The following is a 23095-nucleotide window of genomic DNA, read 5'->3' on the forward strand; positions in this document are numbered from 1 at the left end:
CGTCATACGACAACATTTACGATCCTCTGCGGCACGACGATAATCTTGCGCGGCGCGTTTCCGCCGAGTGCCGCCTGGACGACAGCCAGTTCCAGGACCGCCTTTTCAACCGTACCTTGATCGGCATCGCGGGCAATTGTCAAATCACCTCGTTTCTTGCCGTTTATTTGCACAGGCAAGGTGATCGATTCATCCGTCACCAGTTCCTTGTCGAAGACAGGCCAGGGCGTTTCAGCGACCAGCGTGGTGCCGCCGACAACCTCGTTGCAGGCCTCGCTCAAATGCGGCGTCATGGGCGCCATGACGCTGATCAGAATGTTCACCGCATCCTTCAGCGCCGCCAGCGTGGCCTCGTCGGCCTTTGCCTGCGCGGCCGCTGACAGCGGCGCGGACAGGGTGTTGACCAGCTCGTGCATGCGGGCAATCGCCTTGTTGAAGGCAAGCTTGTCGAGGTCCTCGCCGACGGCTTTCAACGTCTTGTGCGCGGCCTTCGAGATTTCGGCCGCGGAACCATCCTTCGCGGGCTCGGGCGTCACGTCGCGGAGCGCCGGAGCCGCCTCGCCGAGCAGGCGCCAGACGCGCTGTACAAAGCGATGAGCACCGTCCACACCGGCTTCGGTCCAGATCACGTCGCGTTCCGGCGGCGAATCGGACAGCATGAAGAAACGGGCCGTGTCGGCGCCGCAGGTCTCGATGATATCGTCCGGGTCGACGACATTCTTCTTCGATTTCGACATCTTCTCGATGGAGCCGATTTCGACCTCATCGCCGGTGTCGAGACGAAAGGCGCGGCGCTTTCCGTCCGTCTCCTCGACCCGTACCTCGGCCGGCATCAGCCAGCCGTCGGATCCGCGATAGGTCTCGTGGACCACCATTCCCTGCGTGAAGAGGCCCTTGAACGGTTCGTCCAGATCGAGATGGCCGGAAATGCGCATGGCCCTGGTGAAGAAGCGCGAATAGAGCAGATGCAGGATCGCGTGTTCGATGCCGCCGATATACTGGTCGACCGGCAGCCAGCCATCGGCCGCCTTCGGGTCGGTCGGCGCATCGTTCCGCGGTGCGGTGAAACGGGCAAAATACCAGGAGGAATCGACGAAAGTGTCCATCGTGTCGGTTTCGCGCAGCGCCTTGCCGCCGCATTGCGGACAGGTGACATCGCGCCAGGTCGGATGGCGGTCAAGCGGATTGCCGGGCTTTTCGAGATCGACATCGTCGGGCAGCTCCACGGGTAGCTCGGATTTCGGCAGCGGCACGACACCGCAGGTCTGGCAATGCACGACCGGTATCGGGCAACCCCAGAAACGCTGGCGTGAAACGCCCCAGTCGCGCAGGCGATAGTTGACCTCGCGGCGCGCCTGCGGCTGTCCGCCAATGTCGACCGCCTCCAGCCGGCGCGCCACGTCTTCGAAGGCCTGTTTGGGCGTCATGCCGTCGAGGAAGCGCGAATTGATCATGATGCCGTCGTCGACATAGGCCTCCTCGGTGATCTGGAAGGTCGCTGCATCGCCGCCTTCCGGCATGACCACGGCGGTGACCGGCAGGCCGTATTTGTTGGCAAAATCCAGGTCGCGCTGGTCACCGGAGGGGCAGCCGAAAATGGCGCCGGTTCCGTAATCCATCAGCACGAAATTGGCGACATAGACCGGCAAAAGCCATTCGGGATCAAAGGGATGACGCACCTTGACGCCTGTGTCGAAACCCTCCTTCTCGGCCGTTTCCAACGCGGCAACGGATGTTCCCATGCGCCGGCATTTGTCGCAGAACGCGGCCAGTTCGGGATTGTTCCGCGCGGCGGAAATCGCGAGCGGGTGATCGGGCGCGATCGCCATGAAGGAGGCGCCGAAAACCGTGTCCGGACGCGTGGTGTAGACCTCCAGCAATGTCTCACCCGACGGGGCCGTATCCGGCTCGATCTGCCAGCCCAGATGCAGACCCTCGGAGCGCCCGATCCAGTTTTTCTGCATCAGGCGCACCTTGTCCGGCCATTGGTCGAGGCCGTCGAGCGCCTCGAGCAGTTCCTGGCTGAAATCGGTGATCTTGAAGAACCACTGGGTCAGTTCACGCTGTTCGACCAGCGCGCCGGAACGCCAGCCCCGGCCGTCGACGACCTGCTCGTTGGCGAGCACCGTCTGATCGACAGGATCCCAGTTCACCTTCGACTGCTTGCGGTAGGCGAGCCCGTGCTCCAGGAAATCCAGAAACAGTTCCTGCTGGCGGTGATAGTATTCGACATCGCATGTGGCGAATTCGCGCGACCAGTCCAGCGACAGTCCCATCGACTGAAGCTGCGAACGCATCATGTCGATGTTCTGATAGGTCCAGTCCCTCGGGTGGACCTTGTTCTGCATGGCGGCGTTTTCGGCCGGCATGCCGAACGCGTCCCAGCCCATGGGATGCAATACATTGAAGCCGCATGCGCGCTTGTAGCGGGCGATCACATCGCCCATGGCGTAGTTGCGGACATGGCCGATGTGAATACGCCCGGACGGATAGGGAAACATCTCCAGCACGTAGTATTTCGGCCTGGGATCGTCATTGTCCGTTTCGAACAGTTTCTTCTCGTCCCAGATCTTGCGCCAGCGCGGTTCTTCCTCGCGCGGATTGTAGCGTTCAATGGCCATCAAACGGGGTCCGTCATTGCATGCGTGGTTTGCGCGGAGCTTCAACACGAAACCCGGCAAGCGTCAACCGTCGCGGCGTCAAATCGCGGCAAAAGGGCACCCCGCGGCGTTTTCCGGACGTTGTAACAGCCTGAAAAAAGTGCCATGAGGCTGCCATGGAAGCAGACCGGCGGAACCTATCGGCGATGAAGAGATGAATGCGACTGACCGACTGAAAGACGTGCTTGACGATGTGGCGCTGGCCGAACGGGAGGCCGGTCGTGCGGCAGGCTCGGTCACCGTCGTTGCCGTGTCCAAGACGTTCGGCACCGAGGCCATCGCGCCGGTGATCGATGCCGGCCAGCGCATATTCGGCGAAAACCGGGTCCAGGAGGCGCAGGCCAAATGGCCGGCGCTGCGCGACAAGACGCCGGATCTGGAGCTGCGCCTTATCGGTCCGTTGCAGTCGAACAAGGCGGCCGATGCCGTCGCCCTTTTCGATGTCATCGAGACGGTCGACCGCGACAAGATCGCCAGGGTCCTTGCTGCCGAGATGAAAAAGCAGGGTCGCCAGCCCCGGCTCTATGTGCAGGTCAATACCGGGTCGGAGCCGCAAAAGGCAGGTGTCGATCCGACGGAGGTCTCCCGGTTCGTCGAAGATTGCAGAACGGTGCACGGGCTGACCATCGAGGGGCTGATGTGCATACCGCCCTTTGACGAGAATCCGGGACCGCATTTTGCGCTGCTGGAAAAACTGGCGGGCGAAGCCGGTGTAGCGCGGCTTTCAATGGGCATGTCCGCCGATTTCGAGACCGCGATTGCCTTCGGCGCGACATCGGTGCGGGTCGGATCGGCGATCTTCGGACCACGGGACAAACTCGCCGGATAGGGGCAATTGTCCAAATTGTCGCATGACTCTAACGTCGGATTTACCGGCGGTGCCGTCATTTGTATGAGTGACGGCGCATGCCGATCCGGTCGCACCGTGTTGCAGGGCGGCGATTTTCGTATTTAATCGGACATGCGGGAGCTTGCGGCGCCGGGCGGGCGCCAGGGACCGGCGGACGCTGCCTGGGAGGCGCTGAGAGCGTCGCGGCCGCCATCCGGTCATGGGAGGATTGATTATGGGCAGCGACTATCACGCGGTTTATGAAGGCTGGAAATCGGATCCGGAGGGCTACTGGTCCCAGGCGGCCGAAGCCATCGACTGGTTCAAGCCGAGCGAAAAGGTGTTCGATCCGGATCAGGGGTCTTACGGGCGCTGGTTTGCCGGCGCGACCACCAATACCTGCCACAACTGCCTCGACCGGCATGTTGAGGGCGGCCGCGCCGACCAGGCGGCGCTGATCTATGACAGTCCGATCACCGGCTCGAAACGGACCTACAGCTATGGCGAGCTGCTCGCGGAGGTAAAGGCGCTCGCCGCCGTTCTCGAGGATAACGGCGTCGAAAAGGGCGACCGGGTCATTATCTACATGCCGATGATCGCCGAAGCGGCGATGGCGATGCTCGCATGCGCCCGCCTGGGCGCCGTTCATTCGGTTGTGTTCGGCGGTTTTGCCGGCCACGAGCTGGCGACGCGCATCGATGACGCGAAGCCGAAACTGATCATTGCCGCATCCTGCGGCATCGAACCGAACCGTATCGTTCCCTACAAGCCGATGCTCGACGAGGCGATCTCCGAAGCCGCTCACAAGCCGGAGAAATGCCTGATCCTCCAGCGTTCGCAACATCCCGTGGATCTGACCGAGGGGCGCGATGTGGATCTCGGCGCGGCGATGGAGGCGGCCCGCACACAAGCGCGCGATGTTCCCTGCACGCCGGTGGCGGCGACCGATCCGCTCTATATTCTTTATACGTCCGGAACGACCGGCCAGCCAAAGGGCGTGGTGCGCGACAATGGCGGCCACATGGTGGCGCTCAACTGGTCGATGAACGCCATATACGGCATTGAACCCGGCGAAGTGTTCTGGGCGGCATCCGATGTCGGCTGGGTGGTCGGCCACTCCTATATCGTCTATGCGCCGCTGTTGCACGGCAACACGACGATCGTCTTCGAGGGCAAGCCGGTGGGCACCCCCGATGCCGGCACGTTCTGGCGTGTCATTTCCGAACACAATGTGGCCGCGCTGTTTACCGCACCGACGGCTTTCAGGGCGATCAAGAAGGAGGACCCCCAGGGCGCTTTGATCGGCGATTACGACCTTTCCGGTTTCAGGACGCTGTTCCTTGCCGGCGAGCGCGCCGATCCGGACACGATCGAATGGGCGCGCGAAAAGCTCGGCGTTCCGGTGATCGATCACTGGTGGCAGACGGAAACCGGCTGGACGATTGCCGGCAATCCGGTGGGGCTCGGCATATTGCCGGTCAAGCTCGGCTCGCCGACGGTCGCCATGCCCGGTTACGATATCCAGGTGCTCGATGACGAGGGACATCCTCTCGAGCGCGGCGAACTGGGCAATATCGTCGTCAAGCTGCCGATGCCACCGGGTTGCCTGCCGACCCTGTGGAATGCCGAAAAGCGCTTCCAGGACGCCTATCTGGCCGAGTTTCCGGGCTACTACAAGACTGCCGACGCCGGCTATATGGACGATGAAGGCTATCTCTTCATCATGGCGCGCACCGACGACATCATCAATGTCGCCGGACACCGGTTGTCCACCGGCGCCATGGAGGAGGCCATCGCCTATCATCCGGATGTCGCCGAGTGTGCCGTGATCGGCATCGCGGACGACCTGAAGGGCCAGATTCCGGCCGGCTTCCTGGTACTCAATTCCGGTGTCGACCGCAGCGAGGAGGAGATCGAGCGCGAGGTCGTGAAGCTGGTGCGCGAGCAGATCGGGCCGGTTGCCGCCTTCAAGCTGGCGCTGACCGTGCAACGCCTGCCGAAGACCCGTTCGGGCAAGATCCTGCGCGGCACCATGCAGAAAATCGCCGATGGCGAAAGCTGGAAGATGCCGGCCACGATCGACGATCCGGCCATCCTGGACGAGATCGGCGAGGTCCTGTCGACCCGGGGTATCATGCGTGCCTGACGGCCCGGATTTGCCCTGACTATCTTCACTTTGTGTTAATGCGCCCGGCCGCAGGCAACGGGAGGCCGGCTCGCGCTGTTTTCGCCGTTGACCGGACCAACCGTTCGGTTCACTGTCTGGCGCCACGGGTCAAGCAGTGCGGGGTGGACAAGGCCATGGACGGAAAGAACGCGATCGTGACCGGCGGGGCGCATGGCATCGGGTATGCGATTGCCAAGCGGTTCCTGAGCGACGGCGCGCGCGTGCTCATCGCCGATATCGACGAAAAGGCCGGAGAGGCCGCCTGCGATGAATTGTCGGACCTCGGCGAGGTCCGCTTTATCGCCGCCAATGTCGCGGAGCGCCTGGATGTGCGCAACCTCGTCGCCAATGCGCTGGACGCTTTCGGCGATATCGACATTCTGGTCAACAATGCCGGGATAAGCCACAAGGCCGATTTTCTCGAGCTGAAGGAGTCGGATTTCGACCGGGTCCTCGGCGTCAATCTGAAGGGTGTCTTCCTGTGCGGCCAGTCCGTGGCGCGGCATATGGTGGAAAAGGTGGAAAACGGCGGCGATCCCGGCTGTATCATCAATATTTCCTCGATCAATGCGGTGGTCGCGCTGAACGATCAGATCCCCTACACGGTCTCGAAGGGCGGCGTGGCGCAGCTCACGCGGGTCATGGCGCTGGCGCTGGCGCCCTACGGCATTCGCGTCAATGCGGTCGGACCCGGATCGATCATGACCGACATGCTGAAATCCGTGGTGAACGATCGGGACGCGCGCGGGAAAATCCTGTCGCGCACGCCGCTCGGCCGCATTGGCGATCCGGCTGAAATCGCCGGCATCGTGGCTTTCCTTGCCTCGCGCGACGCCAGTTACATGACCGGTCAGACCGTCTATGCCGACGGCGGAAGGCTGCCGCTCAACTACACCGTTCCCGTCGACAGCTGACAGGTTCCTGACAGAAGGTTGTCAGGAGGGCTGTGCGATAAGCATCCCGTAAACGAAATTACGGAGATGACCAATGTCCTCTTTCACACCCGAGAATGCCGCTGTCTGGTTTGAAATCCCGGTCAGCGACCTGAAGGCCGGCATGGCTTTCTACAATGCCGTCCTGCAGACCGAGCTTGTCGAGACCGAGATGGGTCCGAATGTCATCGGGATCTTCCCGAACAAGGACCCCCAGACCGGTGTCGCCGGGCATCTTTATGCCGGAAACGCCGGAGATGCGGGCAAGGGAAGCACCATTCATCTTGCCGTTCCCGAGCGTCTTGAATCGGCCATGGACCGCGTCGTCGAGAATGGCGGCAAGGTCGTGTCCGACATTGTCAGCATTCCTTCCGGGCGCTTCGTCTATTGCCTCGATCCGGACGGAAACAGCATCGGGCTGTTCAACTGACGGGACTGCCCTGTAAAGTGCCGAAATGCGTTTCGGGCCGTCACGGCCCGGGGCGCACTCCTGACAAATTTCCGGGTTGCCCGCCCGGCCTTGTCAGTCAAACGGAGTTGTGACCATGCGCCGCGCCGACCGATTGTTTCAGATTGTCCAGTATCTGAGAGGCGGCAGGCTGGTGACCGCCGCTACGCTGGCCGAACGGCTCGAGGTTTCCGAGCGTACCATCTATCGCGATATCGCCGATCTGCAGTCGACGGGCGTGCCCATCGATGGCGAGGCGGGTGTCGGCTATATCATGCGCGAGGGGTTTGACCTTCCGCCCCTGATGTTCTCGCGCGACGAAATCGTCGCCCTCGTGACCGGTGCGCGCCTGGCGCGTGCCTGGGGCGGTGCCGCCGTGGCGCGCGCCGCGGAGGAAGCGCTGATCAAGATCGAGGCCGTGCTGCCCGATGGCGAGCGCAGCCGTATCAACCAGACGGAAATCCACGCGCCGCAATTCATGATGCGGGATGAGGACCGCCACCGGTTCGACCTGCTCGAAAGGGCGGCTGACCGCAGGCATGTTCTGGAAATTGCCTATCGTGATGCCGAGGGCGCGGCGACGTCCCGGCGAATCCGGCCGCTCGGACTGTGGTTCTGGGGCAAGGTGTGGACGCTTGTCGCCTGGTGCGAACTGCGCACCGATTTCAGGGCGTTCCGGCTCGACCGCATGGACGAAATCCGCGAGACGGGAGAAGGCTTCCGGCCGGAGCGCGGCCGTACGCTCGCCGATTATTACCGGCGCATGGAGCGCGACGTGCCGCCGGCCGATGCGGAACGATACGTCTGAACCGGATACGCTCTGGCGCGATGCATCGCGGGTGTTATGATCGCCTCGAACCATCAGCAGGAGGTCACCCATGGCGCATATCGAACAGAAACTCGCGGATCTCGGTCTGGTTTTGCCCGAACCGGTGAAACTTCCTCCGGATGTGCGCCTTCCCTTTTCGCTGGTCAATATACGCGAGCGCCGCGTCTTTGTTTCCGGCCATGGCCCGCAAAATGACGACGGGTCGATCGCCGGGCCTTTCGGCAAGCTCGGCAAGGATGTGACTGTCGAAGAAGGGTATGAGCTTGCCCGCAAGACGGCGCTTTCGATGCTGGCAAGCCTGAAGCGCGAACTGATGGATCTCGACCGCATCCAGGCATGGTGCCGGGTCTTCGGCATGGTCAATTGCGCACCGGAGTTCACCCAGCAGCCAGCGGTCATCAACGGATTTTCGGACCTCATCTACGAACTTTTCGGACCGGAGGCCGGACGCCATGCGCGGTCCGCCGTCGGCATGGCGGCGCTGCCCATGGGTGACGGTATTGCGGTTGAAATCGAGGCCGAGGTGCTGATCGACTGACCACCGGGCTTGCGCCGCCGCGTTCGCAGCGATATTGGCGGGGCCTCGCCCGGTCACACAGTCAGTCGAAAGGCGCGCCTTGGGGGGACAGGAATTCACGCTCGATCTCGCACCGTGGATGGTTGCCGCCGTCGCGATGATTGTCATGCTCGGCTCCATCGTGCAGTCGGGTCTCGGCATGGGCTTCGGGCTGATGGTCGCCCCGTTGCTGGCGCTGCTCGACCCGGCGCTTGTGCCGGCTCCAACGCTTTTTCTTGGCATGTTCACCGCCGCATGGGGCGCCTATCGTGATCGCGGTTTCATCCGCTGGAACGAGGTGGCGATCGGATCGGCGGGCCGGTTTACAGGGGTGGCGTGCGGTCTCCTGCTGCTTTTGATCGTGTCGGGCGAAGCCGGCTTCAGTCTGCTTTTCGGCATCATGGTGCTCGCGGCGGTGGCCCTGTCCGTCGCCGGCCGGGCGATTCCTTTCACGCGCGCGTCGCTGGCCGCGATGGGGCTGATTTCGGGCACGATGGGAACGATCACCTCCGTCGGCGCGCCGCCGCTGGCTCTGATCTACCACGGCCGTGAGCCGGCGGTCTCGCGCGCGAGCCTGGCGGCGTTCTTCACCGTCGGCTGCGCCGGTTCGCTGATCGGGCTCTACGCCGCGGGATGGGCGGGGATGCGTGACCTGGTCCTGGCGCTCGCCATGGTGCCGCCCATGCTGGCGGGCCTCTGGCTTTCCCGGTTTTTCCAGCTTCGTTTCGCACGCTGGTACCGGCCGTGGTTGCTTTCGATTGCCGGCGTGGCCGGCCTGCTGCTCGTCATGCGGGGGCTGCAGTGATGAAGCTTTTCCTTGCACCCTTCCAGTTTGCGGCACGGCATGGCCGCTGGCTTTTGGTGCTGGGGCTTGTCGCCGGCGTGGCGCTGCCCGGCCTTGCGGCCTTCATGGAACGGCAACTGCCGTTTGCCGTGGCGCTGCTTCTGTTCTTTTCGGCCTTGCGTGTCGGACCGAGGCAGGCGGTTGGCGCGGCGCGGGACCTCGGCCACTCGCTCTATTTCGTCGTCATCCTTCAGGTGGTGTGCCCGCTCATGTTCGTGGGCGTGCTGATCGCCACCGGTTGGCAGAGCCCGCTGGCATTCGGCCTGGCGCTGATGCTGACCGCATCGCCGATATCGGGCAGCCCGAGCCTGACGATCCTGCTCGGCAAGGATGGCGCGCCGGCGCTGCGCCTGCTGATCGCCGGAACGGCCCTGTTGCCGCTGACGAGCATTCCCGTGTTCTGGCTGTTGCCGGATCTGATTGGCGGAGAAGGTATTTTCGGCGCCACATTGCGGCTGCTGGCGCTGATCGGCATTGCAGCGGGCCTTGCATTTCTCATTCGCGGAACGGCAATGAAAGATCCGGGACCCGCCGGTCTCGGTGCGATCGAGGGAATGGCGGCGCTGACCCTGGCGGTCATGGTCGTCGGGTTGATGTCGGCGATCCGGCCGGCCATAACCGAAAACCCGTCGGGCCTGGTGATCAACCTGATCGCGGCCTTTGCCGCGAATTTCGGCCTGCAGGCCGCGACCTACCTTATACTTAAACGTCCCTTGCCCCGGCAAAGCGCGGGGCTGGCCGTTTCGGCGGGCAACCGCAATATTGCCCTGTTCCTCGCCGCGCTGCCGGCCGGCGTGATGGAGCCGCTGCTGCTGTTCATCGGCTGCTACCAGGTGCCGATGTTCCTGACGCCGATGTTGCTGCGGCGCTTCTACCGATAGGCGAAAAACGGGTGCGGCGAAATGTGCGACGTTTGGCGTCGCATGCGCGTTCCCTTTCCTTGACCGTTTCGGCTATTTTGGATGCGTGAAGGTTCCTTGCCGCGATTCGCTGACCGGCAAGGCCAAGAGGGAAGCCGGTGCAAGTCCGGCGCTGCCCCCGCAACTGTAAGCGGCGAGTCCCTCCCGATTGCCACTGGCCGCAGGCCGGGAAGGCGGGAGACGACGATGACCCGCAAGCCAGGAGACCTGCCTTCGCTGACACTGCAACCCGGGCGGGGTGCCCCGGAAGAGCGGCGGAGCCGGTTCAGTCCGGTCACTGCACCTTCTCAAGCCCCGTCTCTGCCTTTGAAGGAGAGACAAATGACAATCCACGATACGATACGGGCGAATTCCGCAGCCTTTTCCAGCGGTCGAATGCCGCGGGAGATGTGACGATGCACCCCATTCAGGACAACAGCGATCTCGGGCAGCTCGTTCGGCGGATCGGCAAGCCGGATGAAACCAATGTGGTGGCCTTCCGCAGGGGTCCGCGTTACGAACCCCTGTCAGCGGAACAGGCGCTTGTATACTGGATGCTCAACCTTCCTGACGCGGCCGGCGTCGCCCAGGCCGCGCGCTATGCGCTTCGGCACACCGATGCGGGCGCCGAGAACAGTCCGGAGGTGGAGCGTTTTTGCGACTATCTGCGCCAGGCGATCACCGCCGATGGCGATACGCCGCCGCCGCGCCGGCGTTCGCGGCGCCGCCGGAAGGCCTGAGGCTATTGCTCGGACAGCTTCATGTCCGGGCTGTAGGTCTTGCCCGAGACATGTTTGATGATGGCCTGTGCGCACTGCATCTGGCCGGTGCCTTCATTGTAGCCATAGGCCGGATCGCCGTGCAGTTCCCAGCCGGCGGACAGTGCCTCGCTGACCTTGTGGCAGAAGCTTGAATCATCGGGGCCGGTCAGCAGCCTGTAGAGTTTCATCGTCCGGTTCCTAATCTATTGTTGCGTGGCGGCCTTCTTCAGCAGCTTTTCCGCCTGTTCCAGATGCAGCCTTTCGACCATGCGCCCGTTGATTCGTATGACGCCCTTGCCCTTGTTTTCCGGCATCGCGAAGGCTTGCGCTATTTCCCTTGCATCGACGATGGCCTGCGGGGACAAACCAAACGCAGCGTTGGCGGGTTCGATCTGCAAGGGATGGATCAGCGTTTTCCCGTCGAAACCCATCAGCCGGCCCTCGGCGCATTCGGCGCGGAAGCCCTCCGTGTCGCGAAAATCATTGTAGACACCGTCGAGGGCGTCAAGGCCTGCGGCCCTCGCCGCAAGCACGATCTGCATCAGCCAGGATGTCATGAAGCGCCGGCCTTCCGGTATCGCGACACCGGTCTCCTTGGCCAGGTCATTGGTTCCGACAACGAAGCAATCAAGCCTGGAGCCGGTTTTGAGGCCTGCATCCGCGATGGAAATCGCGTTGGCAATGCCGCGCGGCGTTTCCATCATCGCCCACAGGCGCACACCGCCGGAGTCATCGCATTGTGAGAGCAAGGCTTCGGCTTGCTCGATATCGCCGGCTGCGTTGACCTTCGGCAGCAGGATGGCCGAGGGCCGGCAGGCGCAGGCGGCCTCCAGATCCTCCCGTCCCCAAGGGGACGAGAGGGCGTTGATGCGGATGATGTATTCTTTTTCCCTGTTCCGTGCAGCCGCAAACCATTTCGACAATGCCCGGCGGGCCTCATCCTTGTCATCGGGGCCGACCGCGTCCTCAAGATCGAAGATCACCGAATCGCAGCACAGGCCTTCCGCCTTTTCCATCGCCCGGGCATTGTTTGCGGGAATGTAAAGGACGGAGCGCCGCGCCCATACGGGGCGTGCTTGTTTTGCGGTCTTGTCTTGTGCATGGGTCATCGGGTTGTTTTGCCCCCCGTATCGCCGTCACGCAAGGGGCGCAAGGTGCGTTGTGGCTGCTACATGTCCGATTTGTAACCTTTGCCCGCTTGAAATCGTCGCGGGCAATGACCAACTGAAATGCATGCCCGATCCCCATCGGGTGCTGTTTTACGGCCGGCTGTTATCCGGTCGAATTGGTCAAGCGGGGGATGAGACAATGGAAAATCTTCGCGCAATCATCGTTACGGTCGTCGGTCTCGGCATCGCCGCGCTGATGGTCGTCGTCATGGCAACCGTCGGACTGGCGGTGATCGGCGTTGCTGCCGTTGCCGGTGTTGTCGGTCTCATCGCCGCCAAGATCAGCCAGCGCAACCGCGTCAAGAACCACGACAGGCGCCACGGACCGCGCGTGTGGAACGACGGCCACGGCACCATTATCGATATGTGATCGGCGATTCTCGCCGCCAGCCCCTTCTTTTTCCGCGTCAGCTTTGATAAACGCTTGGCAAAGTCCGCTTTGCCGGCGGCCGCTTGGCATTCGCCCGACGGTTCGGCCGCTCCGGCGCTGTAGTTCAGAGGTTCTCGCGATGAAGAAGTTTTCCAGATTGAGCGGCGTGGCCGCGCCCCTGCCGATCGTCAATGTCGATACCGACATGATCATCCCGAAGGACTATCTCAAGACCATCAAGCGTACGGGGCTGGGCACCGGCCTGTTCGCCGAGATGCGTTTTCACGAGGACGGATCGGAGAATGAGGAGTTCGTTCTCAACAAACCGGCCTACAAGGGCGCCCAGATCCTTGTCGCGGGCGACAATTTCGGCTGCGGCTCCTCGCGCGAGCACGCGCCGTGGGCGTTGATGGATTTCGGCATTCGCTGCATCATTTCCACGAGCTTTGCCGACATCTTCTACAATAACAGCTTCAAGAACGGCCTGCTTCCGATTGTCGTGACCCAGGAGCAACTGGACCTTCTGATGGACGACGCGTCGCGCGGCGCCAACGCCACGCTGACGGTCGACCTCGTCACCCAGGAGATCCACGGCCCGGACGGCGGCGTCATCAAGTTCGATATCGACCCGTTCAAGAAACACTGCCTGCTCAACGGTCTCGATGAAATCGGCCTGACGATGGAAAAAGACCACCATATCGACCGCCACGAAGACCATATCAACACGCATCGCCCCTGGCATTGACGGCCTTCGCCCGGGAACGACACTTTTTCGGAGAGCGACATGCGCAAACGGATATCTACCGGCTCGCCCATGGAAAAGGCGGCCGGGTATTCCCGGGCGGTCGTGCAGGGCAATTTCTGTTTCGTTGCCGGAACGACGGGCTACGATTATGAGACGATGGAAATGCCCGACAGTGTCGAGGAGCAGACGCGCAATGCTCTTTCGACCATTGAGCGCACGCTGAAGGAAGCCGGCTTTTCGACCGCCGACATTGTCCGCGTGCAGTATTTCATCTGCGATGCCGCCGATGCGGGACGGGTGTTTCCCGTGGTCGGGGAATTCTTCGCCGATATCAGGCCTGCGGCCACGATGCTGGTGACCGGTCTCATCCGGCCGGAGATGCGTATCGAGATCGAAGCCACTGCCATGCGCGCCGAATAAAGGCGGCCGGTGCGGGGCTTGAATAAAGAATCACAGTAAGGAACCTAGAAAATGGCAGTGCGTAAGCTTCTTCTTCTTCCCGGCGACGGGATCGGCACGGAGATCATGGTGGAGGTGCGCAAGCTGCTCGCCTACATGAACGACAATCTCGGCGCCGGATTCGAGATCGAAGAAGGGCTGGTCGGCGGTGCGGCGCATGATGCGCATGGCAAGTCGATTTCGGAAGAGCACATGAAGTTGGCGCATGATGCCGACGCGGTGCTGTTCGGTGCGGTCGGCGGTCCGAAATGGGATGGCGTGCCCTATGATGTGCGGCCGGAAGCCGGATTGCTGCGCCTGCGCAAGGAAATGGAGCTGTTCGCCAATCTGCGCCCGGCCATCTGCTATCCGGCGCTTGCCGACTCCTCATCGCTGAAAAAAGATGTGATCGAAGGTCTCGACATCCTCATTGTCCGCGAACTGACGGGTGGCGTCTATTTCGGCGATCCGAAGGAGATCATCGATCTTGGAAACGGCCAGAAGCGCGGTATCGACACGCAAGTCTACGATACTTATGAAATCGAGCGCATCGCCGGCGTTGCCTTCGAGCTGGCGCGCACCCGCGGCAATCGGGTGACGTCGATGGAAAAACGCAATGTGATGAAATCCGGCGTTCTTTGGAACGAGGTCGTCACGGCGACCCATGAAGCGAAATACAAGGATGTGGAACTTGACCACATGCTTGCCGATGCGGGCGGCATGCAGCTGGTGCGCTGGCCGAAACAGTTCGACGTCATTGTCTGCGACAACCTGTTCGGCGACATGCTGTCGGATGTCGCCGCAATGCTGACCGGTTCGCTCGGCATGCTGCCGTCGGCGTCGCTCGGCGCGCCGGACGGCAAGACTGGCGTTCGCAAGGCGCTTTACGAGCCGGTCCATGGCTCGGCGCCGGATATTGCCGGCAAGGGGCTGGCCAATCCGATCGCCAAGATCGCATCCTTTGCCATGTGCCTGCGCTATTCCTTCAACATGGTCGAAGAGGCGGATCTTCTGGAAAAAGCGATCGCCAATGTCCTGGACAGCGGCAAGCGCACAGCCGATATCGCCGCACCGCATTTGCCGACCGTCAGCACGTCGGAGATGGGCGATGCCGTGCTTGACCAATTCAAGGCGCTGACCGCCTGATCGCTGAAGATGGACGCTGAGGAACCCGTCGGCAGAACCGAGCTCATCCGGCGCACCGGGCGTCAGATGGCCGGCCGGTTCAGGTCCAACATCGCGGCAAGCCGGGCGTTTCTGAAAAGCCGGCGGGCCAGCCATGCGGGTCCCATGCCCGTGCATGGCTACCGCTATTTCTTCCTGACCATCATGGTGGTCTTTCTCGTTGCCGTGGTGCTCGACAATCCGGTCGGCGCCTACCGCAACCAGTGGCCGTCCGATGTGCTCAAATGGGCCTACCGGCTGACCGATATCGGCAAGTCCGGCTGGATCCTGGTGCCGACCGGCGTCCTTGTGCTGGCCGGGTTTTTCCTCGACTGGCGCCGCTTCGGCGCGCGAACGCGGCTGACCATGGCCAAATGGGTGGCCGCCAGCGCCTATGTCTTTATTGCCGTGGGCATGTCCGGCCTTATCGTCGCCATTGCCAAACGGCTGATCGGCCGGGCGCGTCCGGTTCATTTCGAGGAACTCGGCGCGTTCTATTTCCAGCCCTTCTCCAATGCCAGCTTCGCCAGCTTCCCTTCCGGCCATTCGACAACATCGGGCGCTTTTTTCGCGGCCATCGCCATCTTCTTTCCGGCCCTGCGGTTTCCAGCGCTGGTGCTGGCGATCTGGCTTGGCTTCACGCGCGTTCTCGTCGGCGCACACTATCCGAGCGACGTGGTGGCCGGGCTCGCATTCGGCGCATGGTATGCCTATTTCACGGCGTTGTTCTTCGCCGGCTACGGCTTCATCTTCAAGATCGGCGACAACGGTCTGCCGGTGCGGCGCAAGGGTTACGAACTGCAGGGATTCCTTATGAGACGCTAACCGGTCCGGGGCGGAAATCGCGACGATTCTTGCCGCGGATGATTGACTTGGCGCGCAGGCAATGTAAAACGCCCGGCGAAACGGAAAAAACCATGCAGTACGCACAAACAAATCAGTGCTTCATTCTTGCCGCGGCAGCGCCTGCCGGCGGCTTTTGCGCACGCGTCCGTTTTACCAAATTCACGGCCAAGAAGACGACCAAAACGGTCTGACGTCTCTGGCTTGTCCGCGCTCTTCCCGGTCCAGCCGGGGAAAGGACCCGCACTGGCCGGCGGGTTGCAGACAGGAAGAGAGACAGGAGAACAATCATTATGGGATTTCGTGTTGCGATCGCCGGCGCCACCGGAAATGTGGGCCGGGAAATGCTGGAGATCCTGTCGGAACGGGATTTTCCCGCCGATGAGGTCATTGCGCTGGCATCCAGCCGGTCCGTGGGCAAGGAAGTGTCCTATGGCGACCGGACGCTGACGGTCAAGAATCTGGAGAACCATGATTTTTCGACCACCGATATCTGCCTGATGTCGGCGGGCGGATCGGTCTCCGAGAAATGGTCGCCGAAGATCGGCGAGCAGGGCTGCGTCGTCATCGATAATTCCTCGGCCTGGCGCTATCATGCGGATGTTCCGCTGATCGTGCCGGAAGTGAATGCCGACGCCATCACCGATTTTTCCAAGAAGAATATCATCGCCAATCCGAACTGCTCGACCGCGCAGCTCGTCGTCGCGCTGAAGCCGCTGCATGATGCGGCCGGCATCAAGCGGATCGTGGTTTCGACCTACCAGTCGGTCTCCGGCAGCGGCAAGGACGGCATGGACGAGCTGTTCAACCAGACGCGCGCCGTGTTCGTCAACGATCCGGTGGAGAAGAATGTCTACACCAAGCGCATTGCCTTCAACGTCATTCCGCATTGCGACGTCTTCATGGAGGACGGCTATACCAAGGAAGAATGGAAGGTGCTGGCCGAAACAAAGAAGATGATCGATCCCAAGATCAAGGTCACCTGCACGGCTGTGCGGGTGCCGGTCTTCATCGGCCATTCGGAAGCGGTCAATATCGAGTTCGAGCGGGAAATGACGGCCGAGCGCGCCCGCGACATCCTGCGCGAGGCGCCCGGTTGCCTGGTTGTCGACAAGACCGAGGATGGCGGTTACGTGACACCGCATGAATGCGCCGGCGAGGATGCGACCTATATTTCGCGCATCCGCGAAGACGCGACGGTCGAGAACGGGCTGAATATCTGGGTTGTTTCGGACAATCTGAGGAAGGGCGCCGCGCTCAACGCCATCCAGATCGCCGAACTGCTGATCGCCCGGGGTTTGATCCAGGCGAAAAGCCACGCCGCCTGATCCACGCGGCATAGATTTGCAACACGATGCAAAGCGGGCCGGGTATCCGGCCTGTTTCCCTTCATTGACCATGTTTGCCGGCTTGCGGATCCGCGGCCGGTCGCCGGTGATCGACTCATGATTTCCCTGTCTCTTCGTATATTCCACTCGCTCCGGTCGATACCGATATGGGTGCTCATCTGGATGTTCGTATTCCTGATTCCGGCCAATCTATCGGGGTTTTTACTGCTCGATACGGTGAGCGGGCGCTGGATCGCCGCGCTTGGCGGCGGTGCGCTTGCGGTCAATACGGTCATCGTTCTTGTCCAGGGCGGGTTTTCGAGACTTCTTGCGATTCCGCATCTGATCTTCTGGGCGCCACTCGAAATCATATTGATCACACTTTATTTCATGACCGAAATGACACCTATGGAATCAACGGTTGTGGCTGGTGTAGTGGTCATTAACGGGATCTCGCTGCTGTTTGATGCCCATGACACGTTGCGCTGGGTGCGTGGAGAACGGAGCGTCATTGGTTTCGAGTCCGAAACGGCTTGATTCGCGTCGATCGGATTGCATACCGGACCTCAAATGCACAATGACAGGAAAAACTGGCTGCCGGCTGCAAAATACAAGTTCAAACCCAAGCAGAGATGTTCTATTCTTTGAATAACCGGCTTTGATACAATAACGGTTCGTTTGGTACTGGCCATCAATTAGAAACGGGGGACCGATTGGTGATACAGCGCTTCCTGAATGCCGTATTTGGCGTCTTTCTGGCCTTGTTGGCCCTGGCGGTTGCCATGCCCTCCGCGTGGGCGGCCAAATGCGGCAACACGTCCGCCGGCTTCCCGCAATGGGTCGAAGCGACGAAGAAAGAGGCGGCCCGCAAGGGTTTCAACCAGCGCACGATCAATGCGACGCTCGGAAATGTGCGTTACGCCACCAAAACCATCCGTCTCGACCGAAATCAGCGCAGTTTCAAGCTTTCGCTGAACCAGTTCATGCAAAAACGCGGCGCCAACGCCATTGTCAGTCGGGGAAAACAGCTGAAGCAGCGGCACAAGCAGTTGTTCAATTCGCTCGAGAAGCGCTATGGCGTGCCTCCAGGCGTCATACTGGCCATCTGGGGCATGGAAACCGGTTTTGGCGGCTATATGGGCAGCGAGGACACGATTTCGGCGCTGGCGACGCTCGCCTATGACTGCCGGCGCTCGAAATTCTTCACCAACGAGCTTTATGCGGCGATGACCATCATCCAGCAGGGCCAGCTTTCGCGCAAACAGATGCGCGGCGCAGGCCATGGCGAACTGGGTCATACGCAGTTTCTGCCTTCGAGCTATCTGCGCTACGCGGTCGATGGCGATGGAAACGGACGCCGTGACCTGGTCGGCTCGCGCACGGACGCGCTTGCCTCGACCGCAAACTACCTGCGCGCCAAGGGCTGGAAGCGTGGCCGCGGCTATCAGCCGGGCCAGACGAATTTCCGCGCCATACAGGCCTGGAACGCGGCAGGCGTCTATCAAAAGGCAATCGCCATCATCGCTCTGCAGATCGATAGCTAGGTATCAAGCGTCTGTCTGGGGCGGATCGACGCCCCTAAAGAGGTTTTAACCGGCTGCGCACCCCTGCGGTGTGCGGCCACAACGTTGTCTGCCCGCCGGGCCGATATCCGTGCCTGGGGCCTTGACGGTTTGAATTTGCCGCCCTTGGACTTTCCGGCAATCGCGCGTGGTCTTTTACGGCTGGCTACGGCTGAGCGCCGCGTCGCTGTTGCAGGCCGTTATCGGCGTTTCCATGTGGACATCGCAAGCTGGAGCACGGTCGCGTGACGAAGAGGACTATGATCCTGCCACGGCCTGCCCTTCGAAGAGACGCCGGTGACGCCGGATCAGCTGCGCGGTGTTTTCGATCACCTTCGCAATATGCGGCTCATGGCGATCGTCGTCATGGCAGACCAGCCACTGGTCGTGTGCGAGTTCCGGTATCGGACCGTCGCAGCGAACCAGCCGGGGGGAAGCGTCGCCGATGAAGCAGGGGAGGATGGCAAGGCCGGTCCCCGTCGTCAGCGCCGCCATCAGTGCCGCCGGCGAGTTGCACGCCAGAACCGCATCCCGTTCCAGATGGCGTTCGAGCCAGGCCGACGATGGCGGCTTGGCGCCGGCGTGCACCATGGTGATCCAGTCGCAGTCCCAATAGCGTCGCCGGGCCCGGGCCGAGGGATTGTCCGTCACATAGTCGGTGTCGCCATAGATGGCGAACGCGACCCGTGTCAGGCGCTGACCGGCGAGGCCGATATTTTCCGGCCGGCGGTTGCGCAGTCCGAAACTGGCCTGCCGTCTTTGCAGGTCGAGATCCTCGACGCCGGTGATCAGCGCGAGGTCGACATGCTCATCCTGCGGGCGCAGTTCCGCGACCTTGTGGGCGAGGAACAGTCCGGTCCAGAATCCGACGGCGATGCGAACCTTGTGGGTGCGCTGGGTCTTGTCGCGCCAGCGGTCGATTCTCGTCGCCTCGGCTTCGAGCCCCTCGGCATATTCGAGCAGTTCGAAACCTGCGGTGGTGAGCGCGTAGCCGTCCTTGCTGCGGTGGAAAAGCTCCATGCCGAGCGCCCGCTCGAGAGCCAGCACGCGGCGACCCAAAGTCGGCGGGCTGACTTGCGTCGCGTGGGCCGCGGCAGACAATCCGCCGCCCCTGGCGACCGCGATAAACAGCCTGAGATCTTCCCATTTCCACCTTTCATCCATGAAAAGCATCTTTCGATATTAGGCGTTTTCGACTGGACAATTGTGGAATATTGCTCATGTGCAGCGTCCGGAAAATAGGCAAGATTTACGGGAATATAGCATGAATATATTTAAAAACAAAAAGATAACGATTGGCGACTCGATTGTCGGTCCCATGGGAATGGGAACCTGGGCCCTTAGAGGCCCATTTTTCAGTGGTGAAAAATGGGTGCTTCCGAAAGGAACGCCGATCGGATACGGAAATGCCGAGGATTCTGTCTCGATTCGTGCCATACATTGCGCACTGGATTGTGGCGCAAAGCTTATCGACACGGCCGACGCCTATGGTGCGGGACACTGCGAAAGGGTGATCGGCGAGGCTCTGACCGGACGCCGCGATCGCGTTTTCCTGGCGACGAAATTCGGCAATGTGATTGATGAAGATCGTAAGGAACTGATCGGTCAAAAATGGTCCGAGCGTTACATCAGGGCGGCGTGCGAGGCATCATTGCACCGGTTGAAAACGGAAATCATAGACCTCTATCAGTTGCATATTTCCGACCTCGAAATCGATGCTGCACAGGGCGTTGCGGAGGTGCTCGAGGGGCTGCGGAGGGAAGGCAAGATTCGCTATTTCGGATGGAGCACGGACGACCCGGAGCGCGCCAATAGCTGGTCCGGCCATGACGGCGCGGCAGCCGCGCAGTTCAATATGAACGTCTTTCAGCAGGCGCCGGAGATGCTCGAAATCTGTCACCAAAATGATTTCGCCGCGCTCATCCGACTGCCGCTTGCAATGGGCCTGCTGAGCGGAAAATACACACCCGAGAGCCGCTTGCCAAAGGACGATATCCGCTCTGCCGGGCCAGACTGGCAGCGCTATTTTCTGAGGAGCGGTGGAGCGAATCGGGAGTGGACGGAACGTCTGGAGGCCATCCGGGAGGTCCTGACAAGTAGCGGCCGTACGCTCGTCCAGGGCGCGCTGGCATGGATATGGGCGCAGAGCGACCGTGCTGTCCCGATACCCGGGATTCGTAATGAGGAGCAGGCACGGGAGAATCTGACCGCGATCGAATTCGGACCGCTCACGGCGACGCAGGTCGACGAGATCAATGCAATCCTGGACCGGTCCTGAATCGCATAGCCGATATGTTACCGGCCCGGCCGGGAGAAGTCGCCGGTGGCTTCATCCATCACCCAGAGCTCACCGGAAGAGATGTCGAACCAGGCGCCGTGCAGGTCGAGCTTTCCCTTGTCCTCGAGAATCTTCACACAGGGGAATGTGCGCAGATTGGACAGGGAATTGCGGATCGAGATGCGCTCCAAAGCGGTCTGCCGCTCACCTGCCGTCAGCATCGTGCTTTGCTGGATCTCGGAACTGACCGGTGTCAGCAGGCTCATCCAGCGCCCGATAAAGTCTCCCGGAGAGAGCGGCTCCGCATTGGGGTCGAGCGCCGCCGCTATGCCGCCGCAACGGCCATGGCCCATGACGACGATGTGGCGGACACGCAGGGACTGCACCGCAAATTCGAGCGCGGCGGAGGTCGAATGAAACTCGCCGTCCGGCGCATAGGGCGGCACGAGGTTGGCGACATTGCGTATGACGAAGAGTTCGCCCGGGCCGCTGTTGAAGATGGTCTCCGGCGCGGCGCGCGAATCGCAGCAGGCAATGATAAGGGTTTGCGGTTTCTGTCCCTTCTCGGCAAGGTCCCGGTAGCGGTCGCGCTCTTCTTCATAGCGTCCATGCATGAACCGGTCGTAGCCGGCCAGCAACCGGTCGGGAAATCCGCTCATTTCATCATTCCTTGTTCTTTGTCTTTTGCGGCTTTGCCGGTCTCGCGATGCGGCGCATCTGCACCGGCGCGAAAGGGCGCACGAGACTGGCGGTCTCACGCTCCAGTGTCAACTCGTCGGCGCCGTGCTTTGCCGTGCGTGCCAGGATTTCGAAGACCGAAGCCGTCGCCTTTTCCAACGCCCGTTCATCGTTGCCACCACCCAGGAGACGGGAAAGAAAGAGTGCGGAGAGCAGATCGCCCGGGCCGTTGGGCGGGTCGGGAATTGCCTGATGCTCGGCCAAAAACGCATCTTTGCCGGTGACAAGCAGGTTGCCGGTGCTGTTGCCCATCATCGCAAAGGCGGTGGTGACGAGGACGCGTTCAGGCGCGAGGCTCCGCGCCGCTTCGACGATTGCGGCATTGTCCGCAAATGCGGTCCCGGCGATCCATTCCAGCTCATACCGGTTGGGGGTCGCGACCGAGGCGATCGGGAGGAGTTCGTCCCGTATGGCCCTGGCGGTGTCCTCAGGCACGTATAATCCGGACTTGTCGCCGATCACCGGATCGCAGACATAGAGCGCATCGGCATTCCTTTCCCGAACGGCGGTCACCAGCCGCGCCACATCATGGGCCTGCGCATCATTGCCGAGATAGCCTGAGAGCACCGCGCCCACCTCGCCAAGCCACGGCGCGCGGCAAAGATCGTCGACAATTGCCGAGAATTCGCCCGCCGGCAGCGTTGCCCTCGTCGCCGGCCCGTGGCCCGGGTGCCAGGGAAGGACAACGGTCGGCAGCGCCCAGACCGGATGTCCCAAGGTCTCGAGTGCGAAGACGATAGCCCTGTTGCCGACCGATCCGCGCACGACGTGACTGGAGATCACCAGAACCGTCTGACGGCCCGGCGTCTGCAATTGGCTGTCGGACATGGGATCTCTCAGTTGCGCTGCAGGAAATTGACCAACCAGATAATCAGAATGAAGACGGCGATCAAGGAAAGAATACGGCCGATACGGCTTCCCCAGACCTCGATGCGATCGGACTGGTCGACATCTTCGGCAAGGAAATGTCCTTTGACCGTCTTGGACTTCGGCTTCATCTTCGGCGCGTTCAGAAGACCGCCTTCTTCGCGCAGCCTGTCCAGGTCGCGCTGTGCGTCGCGTGACTTCTGGTCGTCGTCATCCGGCATGGTTTCAACCCTTTTCGGGTCAAACTAGTACATGAGGGCCGGATTTGAAACGGGCAATACCGGCGATCAGAGCGCGCCTTCTTCTTCCAGCACCTTGCGGGCGACGCGGAAGCATTCAAGCGCCTGCGGCACGCCGCAATAAATGCCGACCACATGGATGATGGCGCGGATTTCCTCGACGGAAACGCCGTTTGTACGGGCGCCGCGGCAATGGGTTTCCCATTCCTGCATCTTGCCCAGCGCGCCGATCATGGCGAGATTCATCATCGAACGCGTTTTGGCGTCGATTGTCTCGTCGCCCCAGCCGAAGCCCCAGCACCACTCGGTCATCGCCTCCTGGAAGGGGCGGGTGAAATCGTCCGCGGCGGCGAGGTTCTTTTCGACATATTCGGCGCCGAGTGTTGCCTTGCGTTGCGCCAGTCCTTTTTCAAAGCGGTCCTTGTCCAT

Annotated in this window: 26 protein-coding genes and 1 riboswitch; of the genes, 18 read left to right on the forward strand and 8 right to left on the reverse strand. The window is 61.6% G+C overall.

Annotated elements, in window-relative coordinates; genetic code table 11:
- Positions 1-2: 2 nt before the first annotated feature.
- Positions 3-2621, reverse strand: coding sequence for a leucine--tRNA ligase (leuS, locus tag OOZ53_RS08360; protein ID WP_271088978.1), 2619 nt, complete (start codon positions 2619-2621; stop codon positions 3-5).
- Positions 2622-2814: 193 nt separating this feature from the next.
- Between leuS and OOZ53_RS08365 the strand changes: the two genes are divergently transcribed.
- The 9 genes from OOZ53_RS08365 (at position 2815) to OOZ53_RS08405 (ending at position 10904) form a co-directional block, all read left to right on the forward strand.
- Positions 2815-3489 carry a YggS family pyridoxal phosphate-dependent enzyme gene (locus OOZ53_RS08365; RefSeq protein ID WP_271088979.1) on the forward strand — a complete coding sequence of 225 codons (675 nt, stop codon included), beginning with the start codon at positions 2815-2817 and terminating at the stop codon, positions 3487-3489.
- A gap of 235 nt (positions 3490-3724) precedes the next feature.
- Complete coding sequence (locus tag OOZ53_RS08370) at positions 3725-5635, forward strand: propionyl-CoA synthetase (RefSeq protein WP_271088980.1); 1911 nt, start codon at positions 3725-3727, stop codon at positions 5633-5635.
- Between the two features lie 155 nt (positions 5636-5790).
- Positions 5791-6570 (forward strand): SDR family NAD(P)-dependent oxidoreductase, encoded by a 780-nt coding sequence (locus OOZ53_RS08375; protein WP_271088981.1) that lies wholly within the window; start codon positions 5791-5793, stop codon positions 6568-6570.
- A gap of 73 nt (positions 6571-6643) precedes the next feature.
- Positions 6644-7018, forward strand: a complete 375-nt coding sequence (locus OOZ53_RS08380) for a VOC family protein (RefSeq protein ID WP_271088983.1) — start codon at positions 6644-6646, stop codon at positions 7016-7018.
- 115 nt (positions 7019-7133) lie between these two features.
- Positions 7134-7844: a helix-turn-helix transcriptional regulator gene (locus OOZ53_RS08385; protein ID WP_271088984.1), complete on the forward strand. Its 711-nt coding sequence runs from the start codon at positions 7134-7136 to the stop codon at positions 7842-7844.
- Between the two features lie 70 nt (positions 7845-7914).
- Positions 7915-8403: a RidA family protein gene (locus OOZ53_RS08390; RefSeq protein ID WP_271088985.1), complete on the forward strand. Its 489-nt coding sequence runs from the start codon at positions 7915-7917 to the stop codon at positions 8401-8403.
- Between the two features lie 79 nt (positions 8404-8482).
- Entirely contained in the window at positions 8483-9226 is a 744-nt protein-coding gene (locus OOZ53_RS08395; RefSeq protein ID WP_271088987.1) for a sulfite exporter TauE/SafE family protein, read from the forward strand.
- Positions 9226-10146 carry a GumC domain-containing protein gene (locus OOZ53_RS08400; protein ID WP_271088988.1) on the forward strand — a complete coding sequence of 307 codons (921 nt, stop codon included), beginning with the start codon at positions 9226-9228 and terminating at the stop codon, positions 10144-10146. The genes OOZ53_RS08395 and OOZ53_RS08400 overlap by 1 nt, the downstream gene beginning before the upstream one ends.
- Before the next feature lie 72 nt (positions 10147-10218).
- A riboswitch (cobalamin riboswitch) is annotated at positions 10219-10414 on the forward strand.
- Positions 10415-10580: 166 nt separating this feature from the next.
- Positions 10581-10904 carry a hypothetical protein gene (locus OOZ53_RS08405; protein WP_271088989.1) on the forward strand — a complete coding sequence of 108 codons (324 nt, stop codon included), beginning with the start codon at positions 10581-10583 and terminating at the stop codon, positions 10902-10904.
- A gap of 2 nt (positions 10905-10906) precedes the next feature.
- Here the strand turns inward: OOZ53_RS08405 and OOZ53_RS08410 are convergent, their stop codons facing one another.
- Positions 10907-11113 (reverse strand): DUF1737 domain-containing protein, encoded by a 207-nt coding sequence (locus tag OOZ53_RS08410; protein ID WP_271088990.1) that lies wholly within the window; start codon positions 11111-11113, stop codon positions 10907-10909.
- A 15-nt stretch (positions 11114-11128) separates the two neighbouring features.
- Positions 11129-12034: an HpcH/HpaI aldolase/citrate lyase family protein gene (locus OOZ53_RS08415; RefSeq protein ID WP_271088991.1), complete on the reverse strand. Its 906-nt coding sequence runs from the start codon at positions 12032-12034 to the stop codon at positions 11129-11131.
- A 199-nt stretch (positions 12035-12233) separates the two neighbouring features.
- Here OOZ53_RS08415 and OOZ53_RS08420 point away from each other — a divergent pair, with 199 nt between their 5' ends.
- From OOZ53_RS08420 to OOZ53_RS08455, 8 genes are all read left to right on the forward strand, one after another.
- The gene (locus tag OOZ53_RS08420; protein ID WP_271088992.1) at positions 12234-12464 is read left to right on the forward strand and encodes a hypothetical protein; all 231 of its coding nucleotides are present in this window, start codon (positions 12234-12236) and stop codon (positions 12462-12464) included.
- A 139-nt stretch (positions 12465-12603) separates the two neighbouring features.
- Positions 12604-13209 carry a 3-isopropylmalate dehydratase small subunit gene (gene leuD / locus OOZ53_RS08425; RefSeq protein WP_271088993.1) on the forward strand — a complete coding sequence of 202 codons (606 nt, stop codon included), beginning with the start codon at positions 12604-12606 and terminating at the stop codon, positions 13207-13209.
- Positions 13210-13248: 39 nt separating this feature from the next.
- Positions 13249-13629 (forward strand): RidA family protein, encoded by a 381-nt coding sequence (locus OOZ53_RS08430; RefSeq protein WP_271088994.1) that lies wholly within the window; start codon positions 13249-13251, stop codon positions 13627-13629.
- 51 nt (positions 13630-13680) lie between these two features.
- On the forward strand, positions 13681-14793 hold the full coding sequence (gene leuB / locus OOZ53_RS08435; protein ID WP_271088995.1) for a 3-isopropylmalate dehydrogenase: 1113 nt from the start codon (positions 13681-13683) through the stop codon (positions 14791-14793).
- A 9-nt stretch (positions 14794-14802) separates the two neighbouring features.
- Entirely contained in the window at positions 14803-15636 is an 834-nt protein-coding gene (locus tag OOZ53_RS08440) for a phosphatase PAP2 family protein (protein WP_271088996.1), read from the forward strand.
- Positions 15637-15947: 311 nt separating this feature from the next.
- Positions 15948-16982, forward strand: a complete 1035-nt coding sequence (locus OOZ53_RS08445) for an aspartate-semialdehyde dehydrogenase (protein ID WP_271088997.1) — start codon at positions 15948-15950, stop codon at positions 16980-16982.
- 183 nt (positions 16983-17165) lie between these two features.
- Positions 17166-17519 carry a hypothetical protein gene (locus OOZ53_RS08450; protein WP_271088998.1) on the forward strand — a complete coding sequence of 118 codons (354 nt, stop codon included), beginning with the start codon at positions 17166-17168 and terminating at the stop codon, positions 17517-17519.
- Positions 17520-17701: 182 nt separating this feature from the next.
- Positions 17702-18526 carry a lytic murein transglycosylase gene (locus OOZ53_RS08455; protein ID WP_271089192.1) on the forward strand — a complete coding sequence of 275 codons (825 nt, stop codon included), beginning with the start codon at positions 17702-17704 and terminating at the stop codon, positions 18524-18526.
- A gap of 276 nt (positions 18527-18802) precedes the next feature.
- Here OOZ53_RS08455 and OOZ53_RS08460 read toward each other — a convergent pair whose 3' ends face one another.
- On the reverse strand, positions 18803-19708 hold the full coding sequence (locus OOZ53_RS08460; protein WP_271088999.1) for a LysR family transcriptional regulator: 906 nt from the start codon (positions 19706-19708) through the stop codon (positions 18803-18805).
- Positions 19709-19808: 100 nt separating this feature from the next.
- On the opposite strand from OOZ53_RS08460, the gene OOZ53_RS08465 reads away from it, so the two are divergent.
- Complete coding sequence (locus OOZ53_RS08465) at positions 19809-20822, forward strand: aldo/keto reductase (RefSeq protein ID WP_271089000.1); 1014 nt, start codon at positions 19809-19811, stop codon at positions 20820-20822.
- A gap of 17 nt (positions 20823-20839) precedes the next feature.
- Here OOZ53_RS08465 and OOZ53_RS08470 read toward each other — a convergent pair whose 3' ends face one another.
- The 4 genes from OOZ53_RS08470 to OOZ53_RS08485 form a co-directional block, all read right to left on the reverse strand.
- Positions 20840-21481 carry a carbonic anhydrase gene (locus tag OOZ53_RS08470; RefSeq protein WP_271089001.1) on the reverse strand — a complete coding sequence of 214 codons (642 nt, stop codon included), beginning with the start codon at positions 21479-21481 and terminating at the stop codon, positions 20840-20842.
- Positions 21482-21485: 4 nt separating this feature from the next.
- Positions 21486-22388: a pyridoxal kinase PdxY gene (gene pdxY / locus OOZ53_RS08475; RefSeq protein WP_271089002.1), complete on the reverse strand. Its 903-nt coding sequence runs from the start codon at positions 22386-22388 to the stop codon at positions 21486-21488.
- A gap of 8 nt (positions 22389-22396) precedes the next feature.
- The gene (locus OOZ53_RS08480) at positions 22397-22648 is read right to left on the reverse strand and encodes a hypothetical protein (RefSeq protein ID WP_271089003.1); all 252 of its coding nucleotides are present in this window, start codon (positions 22646-22648) and stop codon (positions 22397-22399) included.
- 66 nt (positions 22649-22714) lie between these two features.
- Positions 22715-23095, reverse strand: coding sequence for a carboxymuconolactone decarboxylase family protein (locus OOZ53_RS08485; protein WP_271089004.1), 381 nt, complete (start codon positions 23093-23095; stop codon positions 22715-22717).

Origin of the sequence: Allohoeflea poritis (assembly GCF_027889715.1) — a bacterium.
GTDB classification, from domain to species: Bacteria; Pseudomonadota; Alphaproteobacteria; order Rhizobiales; family Rhizobiaceae; genus Hoeflea_A; species Hoeflea_A poritis.

Coding starts and splice junctions, on each gene's coding strand:
- OOZ53_RS08375 (WP_271088981.1), top strand. CDS start 5,791: ATGGACGGAAAGAACGCGATCGTGACCGGCGGGGCGCATGGCATCGGG.
- OOZ53_RS08440 (WP_271088996.1), top strand. CDS start 14,803: ATGGACGCTGAGGAACCCGTCGGCAGAACCGAGCTCATCCGGCGCACC.
- OOZ53_RS08415 (WP_271088991.1), bottom strand. CDS start 12,034: ATGACCCATGCACAAGACAAGACCGCAAAACAAGCACGCCCCGTATGG.
- OOZ53_RS08465 (WP_271089000.1), top strand. CDS start 19,809: ATGAATATATTTAAAAACAAAAAGATAACGATTGGCGACTCGATTGTC.
- OOZ53_RS08405 (WP_271088989.1), top strand. CDS start 10,581: ATGCACCCCATTCAGGACAACAGCGATCTCGGGCAGCTCGTTCGGCGG.
- leuS (WP_271088978.1), bottom strand. CDS start 2,621: ATGGCCATTGAACGCTACAATCCGCGCGAGGAAGAACCGCGCTGGCGC.
- OOZ53_RS08480 (WP_271089003.1), bottom strand. CDS start 22,648: ATGCCGGATGACGACGACCAGAAGTCACGCGACGCACAGCGCGACCTG.
- OOZ53_RS08380 (WP_271088983.1), top strand. CDS start 6,644: ATGTCCTCTTTCACACCCGAGAATGCCGCTGTCTGGTTTGAAATCCCG.
- OOZ53_RS08420 (WP_271088992.1), top strand. CDS start 12,234: ATGGAAAATCTTCGCGCAATCATCGTTACGGTCGTCGGTCTCGGCATC.
- OOZ53_RS08450 (WP_271088998.1), top strand. CDS start 17,166: ATGTTCGTATTCCTGATTCCGGCCAATCTATCGGGGTTTTTACTGCTC.
- OOZ53_RS08460 (WP_271088999.1), bottom strand. CDS start 19,708: ATGGATGAAAGGTGGAAATGGGAAGATCTCAGGCTGTTTATCGCGGTC.
- OOZ53_RS08390 (WP_271088985.1), top strand. CDS start 7,915: ATGGCGCATATCGAACAGAAACTCGCGGATCTCGGTCTGGTTTTGCCC.
- OOZ53_RS08485 (WP_271089004.1), bottom strand. CDS start 23,095: ATGGACAAGGACCGCTTTGAAAAAGGACTGGCGCAACGCAAGGCAACA.
- OOZ53_RS08470 (WP_271089001.1), bottom strand. CDS start 21,481: ATGAGCGGATTTCCCGACCGGTTGCTGGCCGGCTACGACCGGTTCATG.
- OOZ53_RS08385 (WP_271088984.1), top strand. CDS start 7,134: ATGCGCCGCGCCGACCGATTGTTTCAGATTGTCCAGTATCTGAGAGGC.
- leuD (WP_271088993.1), top strand. CDS start 12,604: ATGAAGAAGTTTTCCAGATTGAGCGGCGTGGCCGCGCCCCTGCCGATC.
- OOZ53_RS08400 (WP_271088988.1), top strand. CDS start 9,226: ATGAAGCTTTTCCTTGCACCCTTCCAGTTTGCGGCACGGCATGGCCGC.
- leuB (WP_271088995.1), top strand. CDS start 13,681: ATGGCAGTGCGTAAGCTTCTTCTTCTTCCCGGCGACGGGATCGGCACG.
- OOZ53_RS08410 (WP_271088990.1), bottom strand. CDS start 11,113: ATGAAACTCTACAGGCTGCTGACCGGCCCCGATGATTCAAGCTTCTGC.
- OOZ53_RS08445 (WP_271088997.1), top strand. CDS start 15,948: ATGGGATTTCGTGTTGCGATCGCCGGCGCCACCGGAAATGTGGGCCGG.
- OOZ53_RS08430 (WP_271088994.1), top strand. CDS start 13,249: ATGCGCAAACGGATATCTACCGGCTCGCCCATGGAAAAGGCGGCCGGG.
- OOZ53_RS08365 (WP_271088979.1), top strand. CDS start 2,815: ATGAATGCGACTGACCGACTGAAAGACGTGCTTGACGATGTGGCGCTG.
- OOZ53_RS08370 (WP_271088980.1), top strand. CDS start 3,725: ATGGGCAGCGACTATCACGCGGTTTATGAAGGCTGGAAATCGGATCCG.
- pdxY (WP_271089002.1), bottom strand. CDS start 22,388: ATGTCCGACAGCCAATTGCAGACGCCGGGCCGTCAGACGGTTCTGGTG.